Source organism: Streptomyces sp. NBC_01351, from assembly GCF_036237315.1.
Taxonomy (GTDB): domain Bacteria; phylum Actinomycetota; class Actinomycetes; order Streptomycetales; family Streptomycetaceae; genus Streptomyces.
The window spans coordinates 6,930,058-6,953,097 of record NZ_CP108356.1; the positions used below are offsets into that span (position 1 = coordinate 6,930,058).

Here is a 23,040-nt window from a genome sequence, read left to right on the forward strand (position 1 = left end):
TCACAGGATGGCACGGAACGGCCGGTCGCAGAACGCCCCTCAGGGCCGCGGTGGTTGCCGATCCGGCGGTGAACTGTGCACGCCCGCACGGAATTTGGGAATCCGCAGGGTGATCTTCATGCCCGCGCCGACCCCCGTCTCCATCACCGGCCCGTACGCGTCCCCGTACACCTGGCGGATCCGCTCGTCGACATTGGGCAGCCCGATCCCCGAGGAGCCCCCGGCGCGCTCCCCGGCCAGGATCCGGCGCAGCAGGGCCGGATCCATCCCGATCCCGTTGTCCTCGACGGTGATCACCGCGTCCGAGCCCGCGTCCCGCGCGGTGATCGTGATCCGGCACTCCTGCGTGGAGTCCTCCAGCCCGTGCTTGACGGCGTTCTCCACCAGCGGCTGCAGGCACAGGAACGGCAGCGCCACCGGTAGCACCTCCGGAGCCACCTGCAGGGTCACCTTCAGTCGGTCCCCGAACCGGGCACCGGCCAGCGCCAGATACTGCTCGATGGAACGCAACTCGTCGGCGAGGGTGGTGAAGTCGCCGTGCCGCCGGAAGGAGTAGCGGGTGAAGTCCGCGAACTCCAGCAGCAGGTCACGGGCCCGCTCCGGATCTGTCCGTACGAACGAGGCGATCGCGGCGAGGGAGTTGAAGATGAAGTGCGGGGAAATCTGCGCCCGCAGCGCCTTGATCTCCGCCTCCATCAGCCGGGTCCGTGACCGGTCCAGCTCGGACAGCTCCAGCTGTACGGACACCCACCGCGCGACCTCCGTGGCCGCCCGCACCAGCACCGCCGACTCCTGCGACCCGTAGGCCACCAGGGCGCCCAGCATCCCGTCCTCACCGGTCAGCGGGGCCACCACCGCCCACTTCAGCGGACAGTCGGGCCGCTGGCACTCCGTCCGCACGCTCTGACTGCGCCCCGACTCCAGCATCACCGCCACCCGGGCCATCGCCCGCCGCTGGTGGTGGTCGGCGCCCGGGCCGTCCCAGGCCAGCACCGCGTCCCGGTCGGTCAGGCACAGCGCCTCCGTGCCCAGCAGCGAACGCAGCCGCTTGGCCGCCTTGCGGGCGGCGTCCTCCGTCAGCCCGGCCCGCAGAGGGGGAGCGGCCAGCGAAGCCGTGTGCAGCGTGTGGAAGGTGGCCCGCTCCACCGGGGTGCCCAGGTCCAGCCCCGCCGCCCGCTCGCCGCGCAGGGCGTGCCGACGGCCCGCCGCCCAGCCGGCGCCCAGCAGCAGGGCCGCGCCGGCGACCGCGAGGAGGGCGAGGGCCGCGGGGGTCACCGGGCACCCTCTCCCTCGCTCCGCTGGGGGGACCCCCACGCCCGGTCCACGGCCACGTTCTCCGGCAGGTGCAGCCGGGCCAGGGTGGCCGCCGTCCCGGCCGGGATCCGCGAGCGGGTGGCCAGCGACACCGCCACCATCGTGAGGAACCCGAGCGGCACCGACCACACCGCCGGCCAGGCCAGCAGCGCGTGCGCCCAGCCCGCAGGCGCCAGCCCGGCCCGGGTCGCGAGCACCGCGCTCAGCGCCGCCCCGCCGCCCGTGACCAGACCGGCCACCGCACCCGGCGGGGTCAGGCCGCGCCACCAGATGCCGAGCACCAGCAGCGGGCAGAAGGAGGAGGCCGACACCGCGAAGGCCAGCCCCACCGCGTCCGCCACCGGCACGTCCCGCGCCGCCACGCTCCCGCCCAGCGGCACCAGGATCGCCACGAGCACCGCGACGCGGAAGCTGCGCACCCCGCGCGAGGGCAGCAGGTCCTGGTGCAGCACCCCCGCCACCGCCATGGTCAGCCCCGAGGCCGTCGACAGGAACGCCGCGAACGCGCCCCCGGCCAGCAGCGCCCCCAGCAGGTCCCCCAGGACACCGCCCAGCATCCGCTCGGGGAGCACCAGCACGGCCGCGTCCGCGTCACCGGTGAGGGCGAGCTCGGGGGCGTAGATCCGGCCCAGGGCCCCGTACACCGGCGGCAGCAGGTAGAAGATGCCGACCAGCCCGAGCACCACCAGCGTGGTGCGCCGAGCGGCCCGCCCGTTGGGGCTCGTGTAGAAGCGCACGGCGACGTGCGGCAGCCCCATGGTGCCGAGGAAGGTGGCCAGGATCAGCCCGTACGTCGCGTACAGCCGGTACCCCGCGTGGTCCCCGGACAGCGGCTGCGACCAGCTCGACACGCCCATGCCCGCCTCCGCCCGGGTCTCGGGCACGGGGGTGTCCGGGGCGAACTCCAGCCGCGCGTGGGCCCGTACGGAATGCGGTCCGGCGGCGAGGGTCACCGGCTCCCCGGCGTAGGTACGCCCGTCCAGCTGCCCGGTCACCGACACCGTCAGCGGCGCGTCCAGGGACAGCCGCACGTCCTCGGCGAGGGTGACGGCGGTGTGCTCGCGGAAGACGGCCGGGGCGTCGAAGGAGGCCCGCGGGGCGCCGTCCCCGGCCCAGGCGGCGATCAGGAAAAAGGCCGGGACGAGCAGGGCCGTCAGCTTGAGCCAGTACTGGAAGGCCTGCACGAAGGTGATGCTGCGCATCCCGCCGGCCGCCACGGCCGCGCTCACCACGAAGGCGACGACCACCCCGCCGACCCAGTGCGGGGCACCGGTCAGGATCTCCAGGGTCAGCCCGGCGCCCTGCAACTGCGGCAGCAGGTACAGCCAGCCGACCCCCACCACGAAGAGCACCGCGATCCGGCGCACCGCCTGCGACTCCAGCCGGTCCTCGGCGAAGTCGGGCAGCGTGTACGCCCCGGAGCGGCGCAGCGGGGCCGCGACGAGTGCGAGCAGCACCACGTAGCCGGCGGTGTAGCCGACCGGGTACCAGAGCATCTCGGGCCCCTGGAGCAGCACCAGCCCGGCCACCCCGAGGAAGGAGGCGGCGGAGAGGTACTCCCCGCTGATGGCCGCCGCGTTGAGGCGGGGGCCGACGGTGCGGGAGGCCACGTAGAAGTCGGAGGTGGTCCGGGATATCCGCAGGCCGAGCGCCCCGACGAGGACGGTGACCAGGACGACGACGGTGACCGCGGTCAGGGCGTACGCCTGGTTCACGGGCGGTTCCTTCGGCCGGAGGTGGGGTGAGCGGAGTCTATGCACCGCTGCGGACGCGGCAACAGGCACGATCCGGCCCGTACCGGTGGGTGCCGGTGGTGCCGCTGCGCGGGGCCTTCCCCCACCCCGCCCCTTCCCGAACTGGGGCTCCGCCCCAGACCCTCTCCCCCAGCTACCGCTGGGAGGTGCCCCCACCAGACTCCGTCCGGGGGGACCCCCACGCCTCAAACGCCGGCGAGGCTGGAGCGCCGCGCAGCGGCACTCCAGCCCGCCCGGCGTTTGAGGCGTGGGCGCGCAGCGCACGTACGGGGTCCGGGGCGGAGCCCCGGGAAACGGTGAAAGGGCGGGGTGGGGAAGAGCCCCGCGCAGCGGCAACGGCGGCGACGCGGTCAGACGGCCGGGTCGCGGTGTTCCGCGCAGTCGCGGAGGGCGATCTCCAGCTCCACGTACGACTCCTCCGCCCGCCGGAAGGCCAGCGTCAACGCGGCCTCCGCACGCGGCGGCACCTGCTCGCGCACGCCCTCTCGGGCCTCGTAGAGGAGATCGGCCCAGCGGGCGGCCGCACTGCGCAGTCCGGCCAGCAGCGCCTCGGCCTCGGCAGGCCCGGCGGGCCGGGTGCGGGACAGCCCGGTCAGCGCGTCGAGCAGCGCCTGGATCTCGGACATCTGGCTCCTCCCGCGCAGGAAGATCCACGATACGCACCACCCGCGCCACCGGCGGTCCGTTCACCCCGCCGGATCGCCGTACGCCATTCGCCGTGCGACGAACGGCGGGTGCGCGCCGCCGGGCGGTCGGACGGCGGCCGGACGGCGAATGGCGTACGGCGGACCCCGTCAGCCGGTGGCCTGCCGCATCAGCAGGTCCCGCAGCTGCCGTGCGTGCCTGCGGCTGACCTGGAGCTCCGCCGAGCCGACCCGGACACTGGTGGTGCCCGCGTCCAGCCGCAGTTCGTCGATGCGGGCCAGCGCCACCAGGTGGCGGCGGTGGATGCGGACGAACCCGCGCGCCGCCCAGCGTTCCTCCAGCGTGGACAGCGGGATCCGGACCAGGTGGCTGCCCTCGTCGGTGTGCAGGCGGGCGTAGTCGCCCTGGGCCTCGACGTACACGATGTCGGCTATGGCCACGAAGCGGGTGACCCCGCCCAGTTCGACGGCGATCTGCTCCGCGGTGCGCTCGGTCACGGTGACCTCGGGGGCCGGGGGCCGCTGCATCGGCACCGCGGGCAGCTGGTCCGCGGCCTGCGCCGGCGCCTGTGCCTGCGCCTGGAGAGACACCGGCGCCGGCTCCCCGGCCCGCCCCAGCTGCGCGCAGGCCCGCCGCACGGCCTCCGCGAGCCGCTCCGGGCGTACGGGCTTGAGTACGTAGTCCACGGCCTTGAGGTCGAAGGCCTGTACGGCGAACCCCTCGTGCGCGGTGACGAACACGATCAGCGGCGGCCGCGCGAACCCGGCCAGCAGTTTCGCGATGTCCAGTCCGGTCAGCCCGGCCATGTGGATGTCGAGGAAGACGACGTCGATGCCGTCGGCCCCGTCGGGCCCGGTCTCCAGCGCCCGGGTGATCCGGCGCAGGGCCTCGGTGGCGTCCGAGGCGCCCTCCGCGCTGCGCACCCGGGCATCGGAGCGCAGCAGGTAGAGGAGCTCCTCCAGGAGCGGCTTCTCGTCGTCGACGGCCAGTACGCGCAGCATGCCGCCGAGTGTAGATACCGGCCCGCCGGGGCGGAACGGGGCGCGGCCCCACGCCCCGGGGGAGGTAGGGCGAAGGGGCCGCGCGGATCAGGGCGTGGGGGAATGGGTGGGACGGGCGGGCGGGGTGGCCGGGGTTACTGGACGGTGATGAGCTTGCCGTCGGGGGCCACGGCGTACCAGGTGCCGCCTACGCCCTGGCCGTTGATGTCGCCGGGCTTCTTGTCACCGGCGAAGGTGTAGACGGGCCAGCAGTCCACGGTCTGCTGCTTCTTGCCGTCGGGACGGTCCAGGACGAGGTAGTTCCGCTCGGTGATGCCCTTGACGTTCGCCTTGTCGACCGGCGGGACGACCGGCCACTTCGTCAGGCAGTCGCCGACGCACTTGGACACCATCGGCCACGCGGTGTCCGGCTTGAAGCGGTAGACCGTCATGCCCTTGCCATCGACGATGTGGTCGCCGAGCTTCGGGTCCTTCGCCACCGACAGGCCCGCGCCCGCCTCGGCCGGAGCGGCCGCGCCCGGCGCCGCCTTGGCGGCCTTCTTCCCGTCCGGCGCGAAGGCGAACCAGGTGCCGCCGACGCCCTGGCCGTTGGTGTCGCCGGCCTTGGCGTCCTTGTTGAAGCGGTACGCGGGCCAGCCGGCCACCGTCAGCTGCTTCGTGCCGTCGCCGCGCACGACCTCGCCCAGCAGCGCCGGGTCCATGCCCGCGACGGCGGTCACGTCGCCCGCCGCGACCACCGGCCAGGTCTTCGCGCAGTCCCCTTCGCAGTTCGACTTCGACGGCTTGGCCGTGTCCTTGTCGAAGCGGTAGAGGGTGAGCCCGGCGCTGTCGCTCAGGATCGAACCGATCTCCGCGTTGTCGCCGATGGCCAGCTGCCCGGCCGCCTTGGCGCCGCCCGCGGCCGCGCCGTCCGCCGCGGGAGCCTGGGAGGAAGCGGCGCCGGCCGGCTTGGCCGGGTCGGCGACCTTGTCGTCCGCCTGTCCGCACGCCGTCGCCGCGAGGGCGACGGCGATCACGGCTGCGGCAAGGGTGGTTCCGCGCTTCATGCCCATCTTGATCTCTCCCACTGTGTCTCCGTCGTGTCCGCCGCCCGCGTTCTTCCGAAGCGGCGGCAACTGTGCGCAGGACACGCCCAGCGGGCGCCGAACCGTTCAAAGCGATCGGTGTGGGCTGTTTCACCTATCCGGCGGCGAACCCGGCGCGCCTCAGAGCCGTGACCACAGCGAGGCCGAGGACCTGGTGTCCGGCGTCGTTGGGGTGCAGACCGTCCTCCAGGTGCTCCGGACCGAGCACGTCCCGCCCCGGGAGCACGGCCAACCGCTCGTCCCCGGCGGCGATCCGGTCCCGCGCGGCGCGCTCCATCGCGTCGCGCAGGGCCCCCAGGGTGGCGCCCAGCCGGTTCGGGGTGCGTTCGGCGTCGGGCCGCAGGACGGGGGAGACCAGCAGGAGCGGAGTCCTCGGGTGGCCCTGGCGGACCAGTTCGAGGAACGCGCGCGTGGTCTCGTACAGCATCGGCACCGAAAACGGCACTCTGGACCAGCAGTTGGTGCCGAAGGCGAGGGTGAGGACGTCGGCGGGCAGGCCCGCGAGCTGTTCGGCGGTGGCGAGTTCGCCCCGCGCGGCACCCGCGTAGCCGAGGTTGACGGTGTCCCAGCCGAGCGCCCGGCCGGTGACCGCGGGCCAGCCGTGCGCGGGGCGGGTCGACCACCAGCCCTCGGTGATGGAGTCGCCGTGCACCACCCAGCGCGGGGCGGGCGGCGGCGGGGCGAGGGTGCCGCCGATCCCGCGCAGGCCGAGTATCAGCGGGGACTGGGCTTCGGGCGGATGGATGGTGAAGGGGCCGTGGCCGCCGCCCAGTTCGATCCGTACGACGGACTCCGCGGCGGGTTCGGTGACGACCTCCGTCACCACCCCGTGCCGGTCCCAGAGCGAGAAGAGGTGCGCGAGGTCGCGCAGGGCGTCGGTGGGGCCGGGTACCGTCGCCCGGTAGCGGATCTCCACCGCCCGCGCGGTCGCCGTGGTGAACTCCAGCCGGACCCCGATCGGCAGGGTGGCCCGCTCGCCGGTGTCCCAGGGCAGCCGCATGGTGTCCGCCGGGTCGGCCCGCACAGGGCGCCCCTTGTCCAGCCAGGCGACCCCGCGCAGGAAGGGCTCCGGGTCCTGCCACTGCGTACCGGTGCCGTTCGTGCCATCGGTGCCCTGAGCGCTCACTCTTCGCCTCCGATCGTCGGATACGGGAACTTGACGCCGACCCCGCCGTCCACCACGAGGGTCTGCCCCGTCACGTACGAGGACAGCGGCGAGGCCAGGAAGTACAGGGCGGCCGCGATGTCCGAGGTCTCGGCCACCCGGCCCAGCGGGGCGTTCTCCGCGTTGCGCCGTCTCCCCTCGGCGCCCAGCAGGGCGGCGACCCGCGGGGTCCACACCACGCCCGGCGCCACCGCGTTCACCCGTACCCCGCGCGGGCCCAGTTCCACCGCCGCCGAGCGCACCAATGCCATCAGCCCGGCCTTCGCCGCCCCGTACGCGGCGTGCAGCGGGGCGGCGGTGAGGCCGGAGACGGAGGCCACGAAGACCAGCGGGCCGCCGCCGGCCGCGGCGACGGCCTCGCCGCCGTACTGGACGGCGAGCCAGGCGTGCCGCAGCACGAGGTCGAAGTGCCAGTCCCAGCCGGCGTCGTCCAGCTCGGGCAGCGCCGCGTACCTGGCCATGCCGACGATGTCGACGACCCCGCCGACCGGGCCGCCCAGCAGCTCCGGCGCCTGCGCGAACAGGGCACGTACGGAGGCCCGCCGGGTCACGTCACAGCTGTAGGGGATTCCCCCGGTCTCGGCGGCGACGGCCGCGGCCCGCTCCTCGTCCACGTCCACGCACAGCACCCGGGCGCCGGCGGCGGCCAGGGCGTGGGCGCTCTGCCGGCCGATGCCGTTGCCCGCGCCGAGCAGCACCAGGCCCCGGCCGTCGAGGCGGTGCAGGGCGGCGTAGTCGGGTACGGGGGAGGTGTCGAGGGGCTCGGCGGGTGCGTTCACGAGGCGGCCGTCCGGGGCCGGTAGCGGGCCAGCTCGGGGATGACTTCCTTGCCCAGGACCTCGATCGTCCGCAGGATCTCCCGGTGCTCCAGGTAGCCCCACTGCACGTAGCAGATCAGCTGGTCCACGCCGAGGTCCGCGTACCGCTTCGCCTTGGCGACGATCGTCTCGGCGTCCCCGATCAGGATCATGTCCCCGTCGCTGAACTCCCGTACGGGCACCTCCCCTTCGAGGATCGGGTTCAGGAGCGGGAAGGCCTGCTCGCGCTCCTCCGGGGCCAGGTGCGGCAGTTCCCACTCCAGGGTGAAGCGCGCCAGGTTCGAGTACCACCAGGCCACCGACTCCCACACCCGGGCGCCCGGCTCCGCGCGGGGCGCGGTGGCGTGCACGAGGGTGTAGGCGCTGACCCGGTCCGTGGTGACGTCGGTGAGGGGGCGGGGGTCGCGGGCGGCCGCCCGGTACGCCGCCACCTGCCGGGCCATCGCCTCCAGCGGCTGCATGATCGAGAACGAGAGCAGCCCGAGTCCGGCCGCCCCCGCCACCTCGGCCGAGCCGGGGGAGGTTGCCGCCATCCAGGCGGGCGGGTGCGGATCCTGCATGGGCTTGGGCGTGACCATGCGGCGCGGGAAGCGGAACCGCTCGGACTCGTAGGCGAAGTACTCCTCCCGCCACATCCCGGTCACGATCCCGATCGCCTCGCGCCAGTCCTCGCGCGACCTCTCCCGGTCCACCCCGAAGGCGGCCTGCTCCATGGGGGTGGAGCGCCCGGTGCCCCACTCCACCCGGCCGCCGGAGAGCACGTCCACGGTGGCGACCTTCTCGGCGATGCGCTGCGGCGGGGTGAAGCCGAAGGGGGTCAGGGTAACGCCGAAGCCGAGCCGGATCCGCTCGGTCAGCCCGGCCAGGTGCCCGAGGAGCACCTCCGGGGCCGGGCAGTGCGAGCGGCCCTCTCGGAAGTGGTGCTCGACGGCCCACACGGTCCGGAACCCCATCCGGTCGGCGAGCCGGATCTGCTCGACGGCCTCCCGGTAGGCGCGCTGCTCGGCGGCCCGCTGGCCGTGCGGATGGGGCCCGTGCCAGGGCTTCGGTACGTCGATCTCGTAGAGCACGTCCAGATCCATGGCGGCACGCTGCGGCAGATCTGACGAAGTGTCAAGAAAGGGGGGTGAGGGTGTGCTGCGCAGCGATCGATCGTCTGCGTGCAACGAAGGGCCATTCAGGACAGATCCGCGCAACGATCGTTCGCCAATGCGCAAGGATGGTGCATTACGGGCGGTATCGCTCAGCTCGTAGGCTCACTCGCTGTACGTGGAGTGGCGCGACTGCCTGCTCGGCGGTCCCCCCATGCCCAGGCTCTGCCTGCTCCTGCTCCGGACCGCTGCGGTCGACGCCTTCACCCCATCCGCAGCGTCAAAGGAGACCCCTCGTGCTCGATCACGGCCAGGCGCCCCCGCTCGCCCCAGAGCGGCGCAAGCCCGTCAATCCGCTGCTGCGCCGCAAGCCGGTCGAGCGGCTGGTGGCCGAGGGCGGCCAGGGCGAGGGCGGCTCGCTGCGCCGCTCGCTCACCATGTGGCAGCTGACCATGATCAGCATCGGTGCGACCCTGGGCACCGGCATCTTCGTCGTCCTCGGCGAAGCCGCCCCCAAGGCCGGACCGGCCGTGACGATCGCCTTCGTCATCGCGGGCCTGACCGCCCTCTTCTCGGCCCTGTCCTACGCTGAGCTGGCCGGCTCCGTGCCGGTCTCCGGGTCCTCCTACTCGTACTCCTACGCCACCATGGGCGAGTTGATCGCCTGGATCTGCGGCTGGTGCCTGGTCCTGGAGTACGCCGTCTCCGTCTCGGCCGTCGCCGTCGGCTGGGGCCAGTACCTCAACGAGCTGCTCGACGGGACGATAGGCATCACCCTCCCCGAGAAGTTCTCCGCCGCCCCGCTGGGCGACGGCGGCTGGATCAACCTGCCGTCCCTGGTCGTCGTGCTGCTCGCCATGGTCTTCCTGATGCGCGGCGCCAAGGAGAGCGCCCGGATCAACACGATCATGGTCGTGGTGAAGATCGTCACGCTGCTCCTCTTCATCGGCATCGGCGTCATGGGCATCAAGGCCGGCAACTACGCCCCGCTCGCCCCGCTCGGCATCACCGGCATCAGCGCCGCCGCCTCCACGCTCTTCTTCTCGTACATCGGCTTCGACGCCGCCTCCACCGCCGGTGAGGAAGCCAAGAACCCGAAGAAGGACCTGCCGCGCGCGATCATGCTGTCGCTGGGCATCGTCACCGTCCTGTACGTCCTCGTCGCGTTCGTCGCCGTCGGCGCCATGCCGTGGCAGGACTTCGAGGGCACCGAGGCCGCGCTCGCGCAGATCATGAAGGACGTCACCGGCCACAGCTTCTGGGGCGTCGTCCTCGCCGCCGGCGCGGTCGTCGCGATCGCCTCCGTCGTCTTCGCCGTCCTCTACGGCCAGACCCGCATCCTCTTCGCGATGTCCCGCGACGGCCTCGTGCCCAAGGTCTTCGCCAAGGTCGACGCGAAGACCGGCGCCCCCCGCGCCAACGTGGTCATCGTCTCGCTCTTCTGCGGGACCCTCGCGGCCTTCGTCCCGCTGGGCGAGCTCGCCAACGCCACCAGCATCGGCACCCTCTTCGCCTTCGCCCTGGTCAACGTGGCCGTCGTGATCCTGCGCAGCACGAAGCCGGACCTGCCGCGCACCTTCAAGGTGGCCCTGTTCCCGGTCACGCCGATCCTCGGCTTCATCGCCTGCGGCTGGATGATGTACAGCCTGCCGGTCGCCACGTGGGTCGCGTTCGGTGTCTGGATGGCCGTCGGCCTCGTGGTCTACTTCCTCTACGGCATCCGCCGCTCCACCCTGGCCACAGCAGAGAAGTGATCCACCCGCAGTGCGACTGAACGATCTCGACGAACGCATCGTGCACGCCCTCGCCGAGGACGCCCGCCGCTCCTACGCGGACATCGGCTCCGAGGTCGGGCTCTCCGCCCCCGCCGTGAAGCGGCGCGTGGACCGGCTGCGGGCCGAGGGGGCCATCACCGGCTTCACCGTCCGCGTCGACCCCGCCGCGATGGGCTGGGAGACCGAGGGCTTCATCGAGATCTACTGTCGCCACAACACCTCGCCGGACGACATCCGGCGGGGCCTGGAGCGCTACCCCGAGGTGGTGTCCGCGTCGACCGTCACCGGCGACGCGGACGCCCTCGTCCAGATCTTCGCCTCCGACATGCGGCACTTCGAGCGCGTACTGGAACGCATCGCGGGCGAACCGTTCGTCGAACGCACGAAGTCGGTCCTGGTCCTCTCGCCCCTCCTCCGCCGCTTCACCTCGGGCGCCCCGGCCTAGGCCGGGGCGTGCCGGGCGTGCCGTTCCTCCTCGGTCAGCCCGCCCCAGATTCCGTACCGCTCATGCGTGCGCAGCGCGTGGTCGAGGCAGGCGGCCCGCACCGGGCACCCCGCGCAGACGCGCTTGGCGGCGGCGTCCCGCTCCTCCCGGTCCTCGCCCCGCTCTCCGGCGGGATGGAAGAACCGGCCGGAACCCAGATCCCGGCAGGCGGCCCGGGACTGCCACTGCCAGAAGTGGTGCGCGGCGCCGGGCAGGCGTACGACGTCGGTCATGGCTGTTCCTTTCGTGGGTTGTCCCGCGTCTGACCGCTGAGCGCCCCGCGAAACCCCGCCACGGCCAACTCTCCGCGGATCAGGCCTCCTTGGGCGGCGTACGCAGGCCCAGGAAGTCCGGGCGGTGCCGCACGGTGAAGCCCATGGACTCGTAGAGCCGCACCGCCCCCGTGTTCTCCGCCGCCGCGTGCAGGAACGGGCCGTCCCCGCGTTCGCGCACCGCCGCGGCGACCGCCCGGATCAGCCGGGCCGCAAGGCCCCGGCCCCGGTGGTCCGGGTGCGTGCACACCGCGCTGATCTCCGACCAGCCCACCGGCCGCATCCGCTCCCCGGCCATTGCGACGAGCCGCCCCTCGTGACGGATCCCGAGGTACGTGCCCAGTTCGACGGTCCGGTCCATGAACGGGCCCGGCCGGGTCAGCGCGACCAGCTCGAGCATCTCCGGCACGTCGGCCGGCCCCAGGAGAACCGCCTCGGGCGCGGCCTCGGCCCGTACCGCCCGGCCCTCCAGCTGCACGCCGGGGATGGCCGCCACGGTCTCCCACCCCGGAGGCGGGGTCAGCAGCCCGGTCACCCAGACCCCCTCGCCCGGTCCCGCCAGCGCCGCCAGATCCGCCCACGCGCGGGGGTCCTCCGGGTCGCAGAGCGCAGCGAACGGGCTCGCGTCGGGGGCGTAGCGGGCGGCCAGACCCGCGGGCCCGTGCTCGGCGAAGGCGCGGTGCGGTCCGGTCAGTGCGGACCAGACCGGGTTGTCGAGTACCTCGGGGGACATCGGTGCGGAGCTCCCTTCATTCGCGTGCCCGCCTTCTTGACGGCTCCGTACGCCGCCACGAAACTTCGGGGGACGGCCACGACGGCCGGCGGCCCACCGCGGGAAGCCTAACGATCGCGGGACGGGCCGCCGAGGACGCGACGGGAGGCGGGACCGGTGGACACACGGAGCCCCCGTCGCTGGTGGCTGACCCGGCGCCTGCACATCGACCTGCTGCGGGTGTGCAGCGCATTCGGCCCGCGGGGCTGAGCCCTCCAGACGGACACCGGTGACCGGGACCGTGCGCACCGCGCCGCCCGGAACACCGCCCTGCTCAGGCCACTTCCGCGCGCCCGCCCCAGGAGAGTCATGTCGCACACCGTCCTGCCCCGCACCGGCCCGGCCCCCGCCCTCCGCGGCCGCATCGGGACCGGCTTCTCCCCCGTCCCGCACCGCTACCACCTCTCCACCGACTGTCCCCGCTCCGAGCAGGTGACGCGGGCCCTCGCCCTGCTGGGCATCGGGGACTCCGTCGCCGCCACCGTCCTCGGCGCGGACACCGCCGGACCCGGGTACACCGAGCTGCGCCTGGCGTACGAGGCGGCCGGACACCACTTCGACGGCGACCTGACCGTCCCCGCCCTCGTCGACACCTGGAGCGGCCGGGTGGTCTCCGACCACGCCCCCGACATCCTCGATGATCTCCGCCTGCTGGCTTCCTGAGGGTCTCCGCGGCCTCCGCGCAACGAATCACCGCTCAAGGGGTGGAACGCGCAACGAATCGATGCGCGGAGCGCAACGGTCACGGCTTGTCCGGGTCGAACGTCCGAACGTACCGTTTTACGACCCCCACCCCTCCTGTCACAGAGGTAAGCCATGGCCCCGCTGCGCACCGCCCTCCTCCAGAGCTCCGGACGGCTCGGCGACACCGCCGAGAACCTCAAGGCGCTCGACGAGGCCGCGGCGCGCGCCGCACAGAGCGGGGCCGGGCTCCTCGTGACCTCGGAGATGTTCCTCACCGGCTACGCCCTGGACGCTGAGGACATCGCCGGCCTCGCCGAACCGGCCGACGGCGAATCCGCACACGCCATCGGCGGGATCGCCCGCCGCCACGGGATCGCCGTCCTGTACGGCTACCCGGAGCGGGACGGCGAGACCGTGTACAACGCCGCGCAGCTCATCGGCCCCGATGGCGCCCCGCTCGCGAACTACCGCAAGACCCACCTCTTCGGCTGCTTCGAGCAGGAAGCCTTCACCCCCGGTGACGTCCCCGTCGTCCAGGCCGACCTCGGCGGCCTGCGCGTCGGCATCATGATCTGCTACGACGTGGAGTTCCCCGAGAACGTCCGGGCGCACGCGCTCGCCGGCACCGACCTCCTCCTGGTGCCGACCGCGCAGATGCACCCGTTCCAGTTCGTCGCCGAACAGCTCGTTCCCGTACGGGCCTTCGAGAACCAGATGTACATCGCGTACGTCAACCGCACCGGCCCGGAAGGCGAGTTCGAGTTCGTCGGCCTCAGCTGCCTGGCGAGCCCCGACGGGGTCACCCGGACCCGGGCCGGCCGCGGCGAGGAGCTGGTGTTCGGCGAGGTCGACCCCGAGCTGCTGAGCGCCTCGCGCGAGACCAACCCGTACCTGCGCGACCGCCGCCCCGGGCTCTACGCCTCCCTCGTCTGAGCCCCGCCCGCGCCGCCCTCCCCCCTGCCACACCCCCGCAAGGAGTCGTACCCCATGACGTCCACGGTGCCCACCACCGCCGTCCCGCACAGCGACGGACAGCCGCCGATCACCATGTTCGGCCCGGACTTCCCGTACGCGTACGACGACTTCCTCGCCCACCCGGCCGGCCTGGGGCAGATACCGGCGACCGAGCACGGCACCGAGGTCGCCGTCATCGGCGGCGGACTGTCGGGGATCATCTCCGCCTACGAGCTGATGAAGATGGGCCTCAAGCCCGTCGTCTACGAAGCCGACCAGATCGGCGGGCGGCTGCGCACCGTCGGCTTCGAGGGCGCGGGCACCGAGGAGCTGACCGCTGAGATGGGCGCCATGCGCTTCCCGCCGTCCTCCACCGCCCTGCAGCACTACATCGACCTCGTCGGCCTGGTCACCGAGCCCTTCCCGAACCCGCTCGCCGAGGCCACCCCCTCGACGGTCGTGGACCTCAAGGGCGAGACCCACTACGCCGAGACCATCGCCGACCTCCCGCAGGTCTACCGCGACGTCGCCGACGCGTGGAACGCCTGCCTCGACGAGGGCGCCGACTTCTCCGACATGAACACCGCGATGCGCGAGCGGGACGTCCCGCGCATCCGCGAGATCTGGGCGAAGCTCGTCGAGAAGCTCGACGACGAGACCTTCTACGGCTTCCTCTGCAAGTCGGACGCCTTCAAGTCCTTCCGCAAGCGCGAGATCTTCGGCCAGGTCGGCTTCGGCACGGGCGGCTGGGACACCGACTTCCCGAACTCCATCCTGGAGATCCTGCGCGTCGTCTACACCGAGGCCGACGACCACCACCGCGGCATCGTGGGCGGCTCGCAGCAGCTCCCGCTGCGCCTGTGGGAGCGCGAGCCCGAGAAGATCGTCCACTGGGCCAAGGGCACCTCCCTGTCCACCCTGCACGACGGCACCCCGCGCCCGGCGGTCACCCGCCTGCACCGCACGGCCGGCAACCGCATCACGGTCACCGACGCGTCGGGTGACATCCGCACCTACCGCGCCGCGATCTTCACCGCGCAGTCGTGGATGCTCCTGTCGAAGATCGCGTGCGACGACACGCTCTTCCCGATCGACCACTGGACGGCGATCGAGCGCACCCACTACATGGAGTCCAGCAAGCTCTTCATCCCCGTCGACCGGCCGTTCTGGCTCGACAAGGACGAGGAGACGGGCCGCGACGTCATGTCGATGACGCTGACCGACCGGATGACCCGCGGCACCTACCTGCTGGACAACGGCCCGGACAAGCCCGCCGTCATCTGCCTCTCGTACACGTGGTGCGACGACAGCCTGAAGTGGCTGCCGCTGTCCGCGAACGAGCGGATGGAGGTCATGCTGAAGTCCCTCGGCGAGATCTACCCGAAGGTCGACATCCGCCGCCACGTCATCGGCAACCCGGTGACCGTGTCCTGGGAGAACGAGCCCTACTTCATGGGCGCGTTCAAGGCCAACCTGCCGGGCCACTACCGCTACCAGCGGCGCCTGTTCACCCACTTCATGCAGGACCGCCTCCCCGAGGACAAGCGCGGCATCTTCCTCGCGGGCGACGACATCTCCTGGACGGCCGGCTGGGCTGAGGGCGCGGTCCAGACCGCCCTCAACGCCGTCTGGGGCGTCATGCACCACCTCGGTGGCACGACCGACTCCACCAACCCGGGCCCGGGCGACGTCTACGACGAGATCGCCCCGGTCGAGCTGCCGGAGGACTGACCCCTCCGGGACCCCGTGACCACGGGCCGCCCACGCGCAAGAACGCGGGGGCGGCCCGCACTCATGCCAGGCGCCGCCAGACGAGGCGCCACCGTTCCGCCCGGGCGGCCTTCACGCCGGGGGCGGGCTCGGTGGCGCGACCGGCGAGGCTCACCCCGCACCCTGTGCAGAGCGTGTGCTCCGTGAACCCGTCGTGCCAGGTCTTCGTCCCGCGCCCCGCCACGCACACCGGGCACCTGGCCAGGTCCCCGGCCGGGGCTCGCATGATCTGCCGCATCACCACCGGGAGCGGCTCGGCCGGGTGGAACTCGGGGTCGGGGCACCAGAGCCGCCGACGCGGCTCCGGCGGATCCGGGACGCGCACACCGGCGGCCTTCTGCGCACGGCGGGCGCCTTTCCACATCAGGAAGCCGGCCATCCACACCTCCCGCGCCGCGTGCAGCTCCTCCACCGCCCGCAGCACCGCCGCCGGATCCTCATCCGGCTCGGGCGGGATGCCGGCGGTGCGGCACAGGTGGTGGTAGGTGGCATGGAAGCCGTACGGGGCGAACTCCCCGAGGCAAGCGCACAGTGCATTGAACCGCTGCACAGGCGAAAGGCCGGGATCGTGCGCCCGGGCGCGGTGCGTGGTGAAGCTGCCCATCCTCGGAGCCTACGGGACCGCCGAGGCCGCCCCGACGGGAGTCAACAGGCAGCGGCCGACCAGGCCCACGCCCGCGTCCAGGGACTCGCGGAACTCCTCCGCCAGCTCGGGGGAGCGGCGCAGGGTCCACAGCAGGCGGGCCGCCGCCCAGGCCCCCGAGCGGGCGCGGTCCAGGCTCCACGAGCCGAGTAAGTGGGTCAGCGGGTCGGCGATCTCCAGCAGGTCCGGACCCGGCATCAGGTCCTCGCGGATGTGCTCCTCCAGCGCGACCAGGGTGTCGCCGACCCGGTCGAAGTCCGCCTCCAGGGCGCGTGGTTCGCAGTCCAGGGTGCGGCAGGTGGACACCACCGCCAGCGCCAGGTCGTGGCCGATGTGCGCGTTGATCCCGGCCAGCGCGTGCTGCAGCGGACGCACCCCCGGGTGGCGGCGGTACTGGAGCAGCGGCCGCCAGCAGGCCGGAGGCCGCTCGGCCTCCACCGCCGCCAGGTACCGCTCCGCGAAGCGCGTGCTCAGCACGGCCGCCCTCCGCGGGGCGGGGAAACCCCCGAGGGAGATCCGCTCGTACAGGGTCTCCGTCACCGTCAGGTACACCCGGTTGAAGACGGCGACACCGTCCTGCGCGGGGAGCCGCTCGTCCAGGGCGCGCATCCGCGCCAGCACCGCTTCCATGGGAGGCAGGTTCGCAGTCGGCGGCCCGGATCCGGGGAACTTGGCCGTACGCTTCCCCGGTTCGGGCGAAGCTGCGTCAACGCTGCTTGTCCTGCGGCTCCTGGTCGTCGTACGTGGAGGTGCCCGCGTCGAGGAGGGGCTCCTCGACCTTCAGGTGCGCGGGGGCGAAGTAGCGCAGCGCGTGATAGCCGGTGATCACCACGATCGTGCCCAGCGCGATGCCGCCGAGCTCGAAGCTGTCGGTGATGCGCAGTTCGACCCCGCCGACGCCGATGATGATGCCCGCCGCGGCCGGCACCAGGTTCAGCGGATTGCGCAGGTCCACCCGGCCGTTGATCCAGATCTGGGCGCCGAGCAGGCCGATCATGCCGTACAGGATCACGGTGATGCCGCCGAGGACCCCGCCCGGGATCGCGGCGACGATCGCCCCGAACTTGGGGCACAGCCCGAAGAGCAGCGCGAAGCCGGCCGCCGCCCAGTACGCCGCCGTGGAGTAGACCCGGGTGGCCGCCATGACGCCGATGTTCTCGGAGTACGTGGTGTTCGGCGGGCCGCCGACCGCGGTGGACAGCATGGACGCGGCGCCGTCGGCGGCGATGGCCGTACCGAGCTTGTCGTCGATCGGGTCGCCCGTCATCTCGCCGACGGCCTTGATGTGCCCGGCGTTCTCGGCGATCAGCGCGATCACCACGGGCAGCGCGATCAGGATCGCCGACCACTCGAAGGCCGGGGCGTGGAAGGACGGCAGCCCGATCCAGTCGGCCTTGCCGACCCCCGAGAGGTCCAGGCGCCAGTGGTCCACGGCCTCCGGCCCGCCCACCGTGGAGTGGATCTTGCCGAAGATCCGGTCGAAGACCCAGGAGATCCCGTACCCGAACAGCAGCCCGAGGAAGATCGCGATCCGCGACCAGAAGCCGCGCAGGCAGACCACGGCCAGCCCGGTGAACAGCATGGTCAGCAGCGCCGTCCACTGGTCCTGGGGCCAGTACGTCGAAGCCGTCACCGGCGCCAGGTTGAAGCCGATCAGCATCACGACGGCGCCCGTCACCACCGGCGGCATCGTCGCGTGGATGATGCGGGCGCCGAAGCGCTGGACGGCGAGACCGGCCAGGAACAGCGCCGCGCCGACGACGAAGACGGCGCCGGTGACCACCGCGCTGTCGCCGCCGCCCGCCCGGATCGCCGCCGCCACGCCGACGAAGGAGAGCGAGCAGCCGAGGTAGGAGGGCACCCGGCCGCGGGTCGCGAGGAGGAAGATCGCCGTCGCGACACCGGACATCATGATGGCCAGGTTCGGATCCAGCCCCATCAGGACCGGCGCGACGAAACTGGCCCCGAACATCGCCACGACGTGCTGGGCACCCAGCCCGGCCGTCCGTGGCCACGACAGCCGCTCGTCCGGCCGCACCACCGCGCCGGGGGCGGGGGTCCGCCCGTCACCGTGCAGGGTCCAGCGCACGCCGAGGCCCATGTTCCACTCCGTTCTCCGGCCGGTCGCACCCGACCGATCACACGTCGAGGCCGCAGGGCGAGGAGTGCCGCTGCGGCCAGTCGACATGCTACGGCTGGATACCGGCAGGTTCGTCCCGATTGGGCTGGGAGGCCTTCTCGGCGGGGGTCGCCCCAGGGTGCCCCACCGGCGGCCCCTGGCGCAGTACCGCGGCCCCCGCGATCAACGCGAAGGCCAGCAGGGTGACCAGCCCGAAGGACCACACCAGCGAGGTCGCGTCGGCCACCGCGCCGATCGCCGACGGCGCGATCAGCCCGGAGGTGTACGTGATCGTCGCGACACCGGCGATGGCCTGCGCCGGGGCCGGCCCGCTGCGCGCCGCCGCCGCGAAGGCCAGCGGGACCACCACCGCGATGCCCAGCCCGATCAGCCCGAAGCCGGCCAGGGCCGCCGCGGGGTGGTGGACCGCGACCACGAGCAGCCCGCCCGCGGTGGCCACCACGCCACCCGTCCGCACCGTGCGCACCGGACCGAACCGGTCGACCACCCGGTCCCCGGCGAGCCGGGCGACGGCCATGGTCAGCGCGAACGCCGTGGTGGAGGCGGCCGCGAGCCCCGCGTCCGTGTGCAGGACGTCCCGCAGGTACACCGCCGACCAGTCCAGACTCGCCCCCTCCGCGAACACCGCGCAGAAGCCGATGGCGCCGATGAACAGCGCGGACTTCGGCGGCAGCGCGAAATGCGGCGGCGCCTCCTCGTTCGGCTGGTCCTTCAGGTCCAGCACCCCTCGTACGGCGATCAGCCCGGCCACGGTGAGGGCGAGCGCGGCGATCAGGTGGTGCAGCCGGGCGTCGGCGCCGGTGTGCGCGGCGACCGTACCGGCGGCCGAGCCGAGCAGGGCGCCCACGCTCCACATGCCGTGCAGCGAGGACATGATCGAGCGCTTCAGCCGGTTCTCGGTCTCCACGCCCAGCGCGTTCATCGCCACGTCCGACATGCCGGCGGTGGCCCCGTAGACGAAGAGCGCGAAGCACAGCGTCACCAGGTTCGGGGCGAGGCTCGGCAGGACGAGGGAGAGCGTCCACAGAGCCAGCAGCCCCCGCAGCGCGCTGCGGGCACCGAACCGGTGGTTGATCCGCCCGGCCAGCGGCATCGCGAGCGCCGCGCCCAGGGCCGGGAAGGCCAGGGCGAGCCCCAGGGTGCCGGCGCTGAGCTGGGCGTGCTCCTGGATCCAGGGGATACGGGTGGCGAAGGAGCCGGTGACGGCGCCGTGGGCGCAGAACACGGCGGCGATGGCGAAGCGGGCATGGCGCAGGCGCGCCGGGCTGAGGTCGGGTTCCCCGGTCATGCCCGATAAACTATCAGGGACCCTACCTGATAGATAAGTGCCTCGACTGCCTAGGATGGGCGCCGTGACTCCTGCTCCCACCCCGGTGCCCGCCTCGCCGAGCACGGCGCGTGCCATCAACGACCGCCTGGCCCTGCAACTCCTGCAGGACTCCGGACCGCTGACGGCCACCCAGCTCAAGGCCATGACCGGACTCTCCCGCCCCTCGGTCGCCGACCTCGTCGACCGGCTCACCGAGGCCGGGCTGATCGAGGTCGTCGGGGAGTCGGGCGAACAGCGGCGCGGCCCCAACGCCAAGCTCTACGGGATCGTGGCCCACCGCGCGCACCTGGCCGCCCTGGACGTACGGACCGACAGCGTCACCGCCGTCGTCACCGACCTCCTCGGCAGGCCCCTCGCCGAGGCGGCCCTGCCGGTGGGCGCCCCCGAGGACGCGGTGGCCGCCCTGCTGCGCACCGCCCGCGAGGCAGGGGCCGACGAACTGCACACCGTCGTCATCGGCGCCCCCGGGCTGGTCGCCCCCGCCACCGGAGAACTCCGCGACACCACCGGTCTGCCGGCCTGGCACCGGGAGCTGGTGGCGGTCCTGCAGCGGAGCCTGCCGGCCGTGGTGGTCGTCGAGAACGAAACGAACCTGGCGGCCCTCGCCGAGCAGCGCCTGGGCGCCGCCCGCGATCTGGACTCCTTCGTCCTGCTGTGGCTCGGCGCGGGGGTGGGCGCGGGAGTGGTCCTGGACGGCCGGCTCCGCCGGGGCGCCTCGGGCGGGGCCGGGGAGATCGGCTTCCTCCCGGTCCCGGGCACCGGCGGGCTGCCGTCGGCCACCGACTGCGCGGGCGGCTTCCACGCCCTGGTGGGCCGGGACGCGGTCGTGGCGCTGGCGCGCGAACACGGCTTCGAGGGGCCGGCGGAGGAAGCGGCGGCGGGGGCCGCCGGGGAGGCCTTCCTCGAAGCCCTCGCCGACCGCCTGGCCCTGGGCGCGGCGGCCGCCGCGGCGCTGCTGGACCCGGGCTGCGTGGTCCTGGCCGGCGAACTCGGCCGCGCGGGCGGCCCCGCCCTGGCGGCCCGGGTCGCGGCCCGCCTGGCGTCACTGACCCCGGTCCCGACGGAGGTCCGAGCCACGACCCTGGGCGACCCGGCGGTCCTGGCGGGGGCCAGACTGGCGGCCCGCGAGGCGGCCCAGGCGGTGCTGTTCGGGGGGTGAAGGGCGGCGGCTGCTCCTGGGCGGCATCAGGGAGGGCTTGGGGGTTTCCCGGCAGTCTTCGTTTTTCCGTGTCGTGACGGCCTGTCAAGGGCGCTCCTTCGTCGCGTCGCTTCGCGATTTCGCTGCGCTCAACCCTTGACAGACCGTCCCGCCACGGAAAAACGAAGACTGCCGGGAAACCCCCAAAAGAACGGGCCGGGGGACAAAGGACAGGGGCGGGGCGGTCAGGGATGCCCGACCCTGCTTCGGTAGGGGCCGGGCCGCAGCCCGGGCCCGTCAGCCCCGGCTTCCGGGCCGGGCAGGCGGCCGGCCCTCGCCAAACAGCGACCACAAGCACCCCAGCCCCCGACAGGCGCCACGAATCGCTACGCGCTCCTCGACGACGGCGTCTGCGACGGTCTTGGGCTGGACATAAGCCGCCACAAATCGCTACGCGCTCCTCTTTGCTCGGCGTCCGACGGCCGTCTCGGGCTGATGCGACGTTGTGCGGAAGTCCAACATGTAGAAGACCTTGTCGTAACGCCGGGCACCGACGGCGACGAAGTCCGGCAGGCGCCCGTATTCGGCGAAGCCCAATGAACGGTAGAGGTGCAGGGCGTTGGCGTTGTCACCACGGGCATCCAGGGTGAGAACCTCGATTCCTGCCCGCCTGGCGTCGGAGATCAAAGCGTCTGTCAGCGCCCGACCGACGCCGCGACCATGGGCGGTTGCGTCCACCGCGACCTTCTCCAGGTCGGCGTGGGGGCGATGCGTCGGTCGCGCATAGCGCGACCAATACCCCAGCCCGACCAGTCGACGGTCGACGTATGCGGCACGGAGGGATGCATCGCCGCCGTGCGCTGCGGCGATGACGTGGTCGGAGCTTCGACACCTCTTCAGGTGAGGGCGGTTCGACCCAGCCGAGTGCGGCGCCTTGGCGGACCAAGTCCGCCAGGATCCGATGGGCCGACTCCACGAACTGGGCCCAGAACCCGGCATTATGGGCGAGCTCCCTCGCATCGAGGATGACGAGGTCAGGGACGTCACGGCTGGTCATGGCCGGAAGCCTAATCAGCCCGGATGAGCGTCAGAACCGCAGACCAGCCCCAGACCGGCCGACGGTCGCCGTTGTCGAGAAGCGCGTAGCGATCTGACGCGGCTTATGTCCAGCCCAAGACTGCTGCAGTCGCCGTCGTGGAGGAGCGCGTAGTGGGACTGACGGGAAACCCCCAAACCTTCTCCGATTCCGCCCAGTGAAGGTCCCGCCAACCCCGAAGCCCCCCACCCCCACCCTCACCCCCTACCCCTACCCCTCCCGCCCCCGCCCCGCCGCGAACTCCGCGAACGTGCCGCGTCCCACCGCGTGGGGCGGTGCCAGGTGGCCGCCCCGCCTGAACCCCGCGTACGCCTTGCCCGCCAACCGCAGCGGGATGATGCGCCGCCGACGCCGCGTGGCCGCGAGGTAGGTGCGGGCCAGGTCGGTCAGGGGGAGGATCTCCGGGCCGCCCATGTCCGGGACCCGGCCCGAGGGGGTCGGGACGGCCAGGTCCGCCAGGCGGGCCGCCACCTCCTCCACCGCGATCGGCTGGACCCGTACTCCGCTCGGCAGGGGCAGCGGGACGAGCGGCAGCTTCGCCGCCGTCTCCACCAGCTGCGCCACCAGGTCGTGGAACTGGGTCGTGCGCAGGATCGTCACGCCCAGCCCGGACGCCTCCAGCATCCGCTCCACCTTCAGCTTGGCCTTGTAGTAGCCGAGGGGGACCACGTCCACGCCGACGATCGAGATGTAGACGAGGTTGCGGACGGTACCCGCCCGGCGGGCCGCTTCGATCAGGTGTCCCGCGGCCACGTCGTCGCCCCCGCGCGGCGAGCTGGCGCAGTGCACGACGACCTCCACGCCCGCCAGGGCGGCGTCCAGGCCGTTGCCGTTGCGCAGGTCGACCGGGTACCGGTCCGCGTGCCGGCTCAGGACGCGGACCTCGTGGTCCGCCTCCTGGAGCCGGGCGACGACCGGCCTGCCGAGGGTTCCGGTGCCTCCGGTGACGAGGATGGTGCTCATGGGGCTGCCCTTCGCTGGAAACGTCGTTACACAGCTTGGACCGGACGGCGCTCGGGAATGTGACAGCCGGCGCCGGAGGAATTCCGGTTTCTCCCGGCTCAACGAGTGAGGACCCGGTGGCCGCCGGGCCACCGGGTCCTCACGAT

At 72.9% G+C, this 23,040-nt stretch carries 21 protein-coding genes and 1 pseudogene; 6 read left to right on the forward strand and 16 right to left on the reverse strand.

The features are described 5' to 3' along the window. Positions 1–39 precede the first annotated feature (39 nt). The 8 genes from OG625_RS32030 to OG625_RS32065 all read right to left on the reverse strand — a co-directional run bounded on the left by OG625_RS32030 (position 40) and on the right by OG625_RS32065 (position 8,864). On the reverse strand, positions 40–1,275 hold the full coding sequence (locus OG625_RS32030) for a histidine kinase (RefSeq protein WP_329387948.1): 1,236 nt from the start codon (positions 1,273–1,275) through the stop codon (positions 40–42). Then, on the reverse strand, positions 1,272–3,029 hold the full coding sequence (locus tag OG625_RS32035; protein WP_329387950.1) for a sodium/solute symporter: 1,758 nt from the start codon (positions 3,027–3,029) through the stop codon (positions 1,272–1,274). Before OG625_RS32035 ends, OG625_RS32030 begins: the two co-directional genes overlap by 4 nt. A gap of 389 nt (positions 3,030–3,418) precedes the next feature. Then, complete coding sequence (locus OG625_RS32040; RefSeq protein WP_329387952.1) at positions 3,419–3,694, reverse strand: hypothetical protein; 276 nt, start codon at positions 3,692–3,694, stop codon at positions 3,419–3,421. A gap of 168 nt (positions 3,695–3,862) precedes the next feature. Next, entirely contained in the window at positions 3,863–4,714 is an 852-nt protein-coding gene (locus OG625_RS32045) for a LytR/AlgR family response regulator transcription factor (RefSeq protein WP_329387954.1), read from the reverse strand. A gap of 134 nt (positions 4,715–4,848) precedes the next feature. Continuing rightward, a complete protein-coding gene (locus tag OG625_RS32050) occupies positions 4,849–5,766 on the reverse strand; it encodes an SCO0930 family lipoprotein (protein WP_443067917.1) in 918 nt (305 codons plus the stop codon). Positions 5,767–5,893: 127 nt separating this feature from the next. Continuing rightward, entirely contained in the window at positions 5,894–6,925 is a 1,032-nt protein-coding gene (locus tag OG625_RS32055) for a GDSL-type esterase/lipase family protein (RefSeq protein WP_329387959.1), read from the reverse strand. Then, positions 6,922–7,743 carry an SDR family NAD(P)-dependent oxidoreductase gene (locus OG625_RS32060; protein ID WP_329387961.1) on the reverse strand — a complete coding sequence of 274 codons (822 nt, stop codon included), beginning with the start codon at positions 7,741–7,743 and terminating at the stop codon, positions 6,922–6,924. The genes OG625_RS32055 and OG625_RS32060 overlap by 4 nt, the downstream gene beginning before the upstream one ends. After that, positions 7,740–8,864 (reverse strand): LLM class flavin-dependent oxidoreductase, encoded by a 1,125-nt coding sequence (locus OG625_RS32065; RefSeq protein WP_329387963.1) that lies wholly within the window; start codon positions 8,862–8,864, stop codon positions 7,740–7,742. Before OG625_RS32065 ends, OG625_RS32060 begins: the two co-directional genes overlap by 4 nt. Before the next feature lie 305 nt (positions 8,865–9,169). Between OG625_RS32065 and OG625_RS32070 the strand changes: the two genes are divergently transcribed. Then, positions 9,170–10,627 carry an amino acid transporter gene (locus OG625_RS32070; protein ID WP_329387964.1) on the forward strand — a complete coding sequence of 486 codons (1,458 nt, stop codon included), beginning with the start codon at positions 9,170–9,172 and terminating at the stop codon, positions 10,625–10,627. A 10-nt stretch (positions 10,628–10,637) separates the two neighbouring features. Continuing rightward, positions 10,638–11,093 (forward strand): Lrp/AsnC family transcriptional regulator, encoded by a 456-nt coding sequence (locus OG625_RS32075; protein ID WP_030027017.1) that lies wholly within the window; start codon positions 10,638–10,640, stop codon positions 11,091–11,093. On the opposite strand, the gene OG625_RS32080 is transcribed toward OG625_RS32075, so the two are convergent. Both OG625_RS32080 and OG625_RS32085 read right to left on the reverse strand, forming a co-directional pair. After that, the gene (locus OG625_RS32080; protein WP_329387966.1) at positions 11,090–11,365 is read right to left on the reverse strand and encodes a WhiB family transcriptional regulator; all 276 of its coding nucleotides are present in this window, start codon (positions 11,363–11,365) and stop codon (positions 11,090–11,092) included. The genes OG625_RS32075 and OG625_RS32080 overlap by 4 nt on opposite strands. Positions 11,366–11,444: 79 nt before the next feature. Beyond that, positions 11,445–12,137 (reverse strand): GNAT family N-acetyltransferase, encoded by a 693-nt coding sequence (locus OG625_RS32085; protein ID WP_329387968.1) that lies wholly within the window; start codon positions 12,135–12,137, stop codon positions 11,445–11,447. Positions 12,138–12,485: 348 nt separating this feature from the next. Between OG625_RS32085 and OG625_RS32090 the strand changes: the two genes are divergently transcribed. The 3 genes from OG625_RS32090 (at position 12,486) to OG625_RS32100 (ending at position 15,545) form a co-directional block, all read left to right on the forward strand. Continuing rightward, positions 12,486–12,839 carry a hypothetical protein gene (locus tag OG625_RS32090; protein WP_329387970.1) on the forward strand — a complete coding sequence of 118 codons (354 nt, stop codon included), beginning with the start codon at positions 12,486–12,488 and terminating at the stop codon, positions 12,837–12,839. Between the two features lie 153 nt (positions 12,840–12,992). Beyond that, a complete protein-coding gene (locus OG625_RS32095) occupies positions 12,993–13,793 on the forward strand; it encodes a carbon-nitrogen hydrolase family protein (protein WP_329387971.1) in 801 nt (266 codons plus the stop codon). Between the two features lie 54 nt (positions 13,794–13,847). Further along, complete coding sequence (locus tag OG625_RS32100; protein ID WP_329387973.1) at positions 13,848–15,545, forward strand: flavin monoamine oxidase family protein; 1,698 nt, start codon at positions 13,848–13,850, stop codon at positions 15,543–15,545. Positions 15,546–15,606: 61 nt separating this feature from the next. Here OG625_RS32100 and OG625_RS32105 read toward each other — a convergent pair whose 3' ends face one another. The 4 genes from OG625_RS32105 to OG625_RS32120 form a co-directional block, all read right to left on the reverse strand. Then, the gene (locus OG625_RS32105; protein ID WP_329387975.1) at positions 15,607–16,188 is read right to left on the reverse strand and encodes a hypothetical protein; all 582 of its coding nucleotides are present in this window, start codon (positions 16,186–16,188) and stop codon (positions 15,607–15,609) included. A gap of 9 nt (positions 16,189–16,197) precedes the next feature. Then, complete coding sequence (locus tag OG625_RS32110) at positions 16,198–16,857, reverse strand: DUF5995 family protein (RefSeq protein ID WP_329387977.1); 660 nt, start codon at positions 16,855–16,857, stop codon at positions 16,198–16,200. 76 nt (positions 16,858–16,933) lie between these two features. Then, a complete protein-coding gene (locus tag OG625_RS32115; RefSeq protein WP_329387979.1) occupies positions 16,934–18,328 on the reverse strand; it encodes a uracil-xanthine permease family protein in 1,395 nt (464 codons plus the stop codon). 88 nt (positions 18,329–18,416) lie between these two features. Further along, complete coding sequence (locus tag OG625_RS32120; RefSeq protein WP_329387981.1) at positions 18,417–19,655, reverse strand: MFS transporter; 1,239 nt, start codon at positions 19,653–19,655, stop codon at positions 18,417–18,419. Between the two features lie 85 nt (positions 19,656–19,740). On the opposite strand from OG625_RS32120, the gene OG625_RS32125 reads away from it, so the two are divergent. Further along, entirely contained in the window at positions 19,741–20,856 is a 1,116-nt protein-coding gene (locus OG625_RS32125) for an ROK family transcriptional regulator (protein ID WP_329391150.1), read from the forward strand. 429 nt (positions 20,857–21,285) lie between these two features. Here OG625_RS32125 and OG625_RS32130 read toward each other — a convergent pair. Then, a pseudogene (locus OG625_RS32130) lies at positions 21,286–21,892 on the reverse strand (GNAT family N-acetyltransferase). 249 nt (positions 21,893–22,141) lie between these two features. Next, a complete protein-coding gene (locus OG625_RS32135) occupies positions 22,142–22,894 on the reverse strand; it encodes an SDR family oxidoreductase (protein WP_329387982.1) in 753 nt (250 codons plus the stop codon). Positions 22,895–23,040 lie beyond the last annotated feature (146 nt).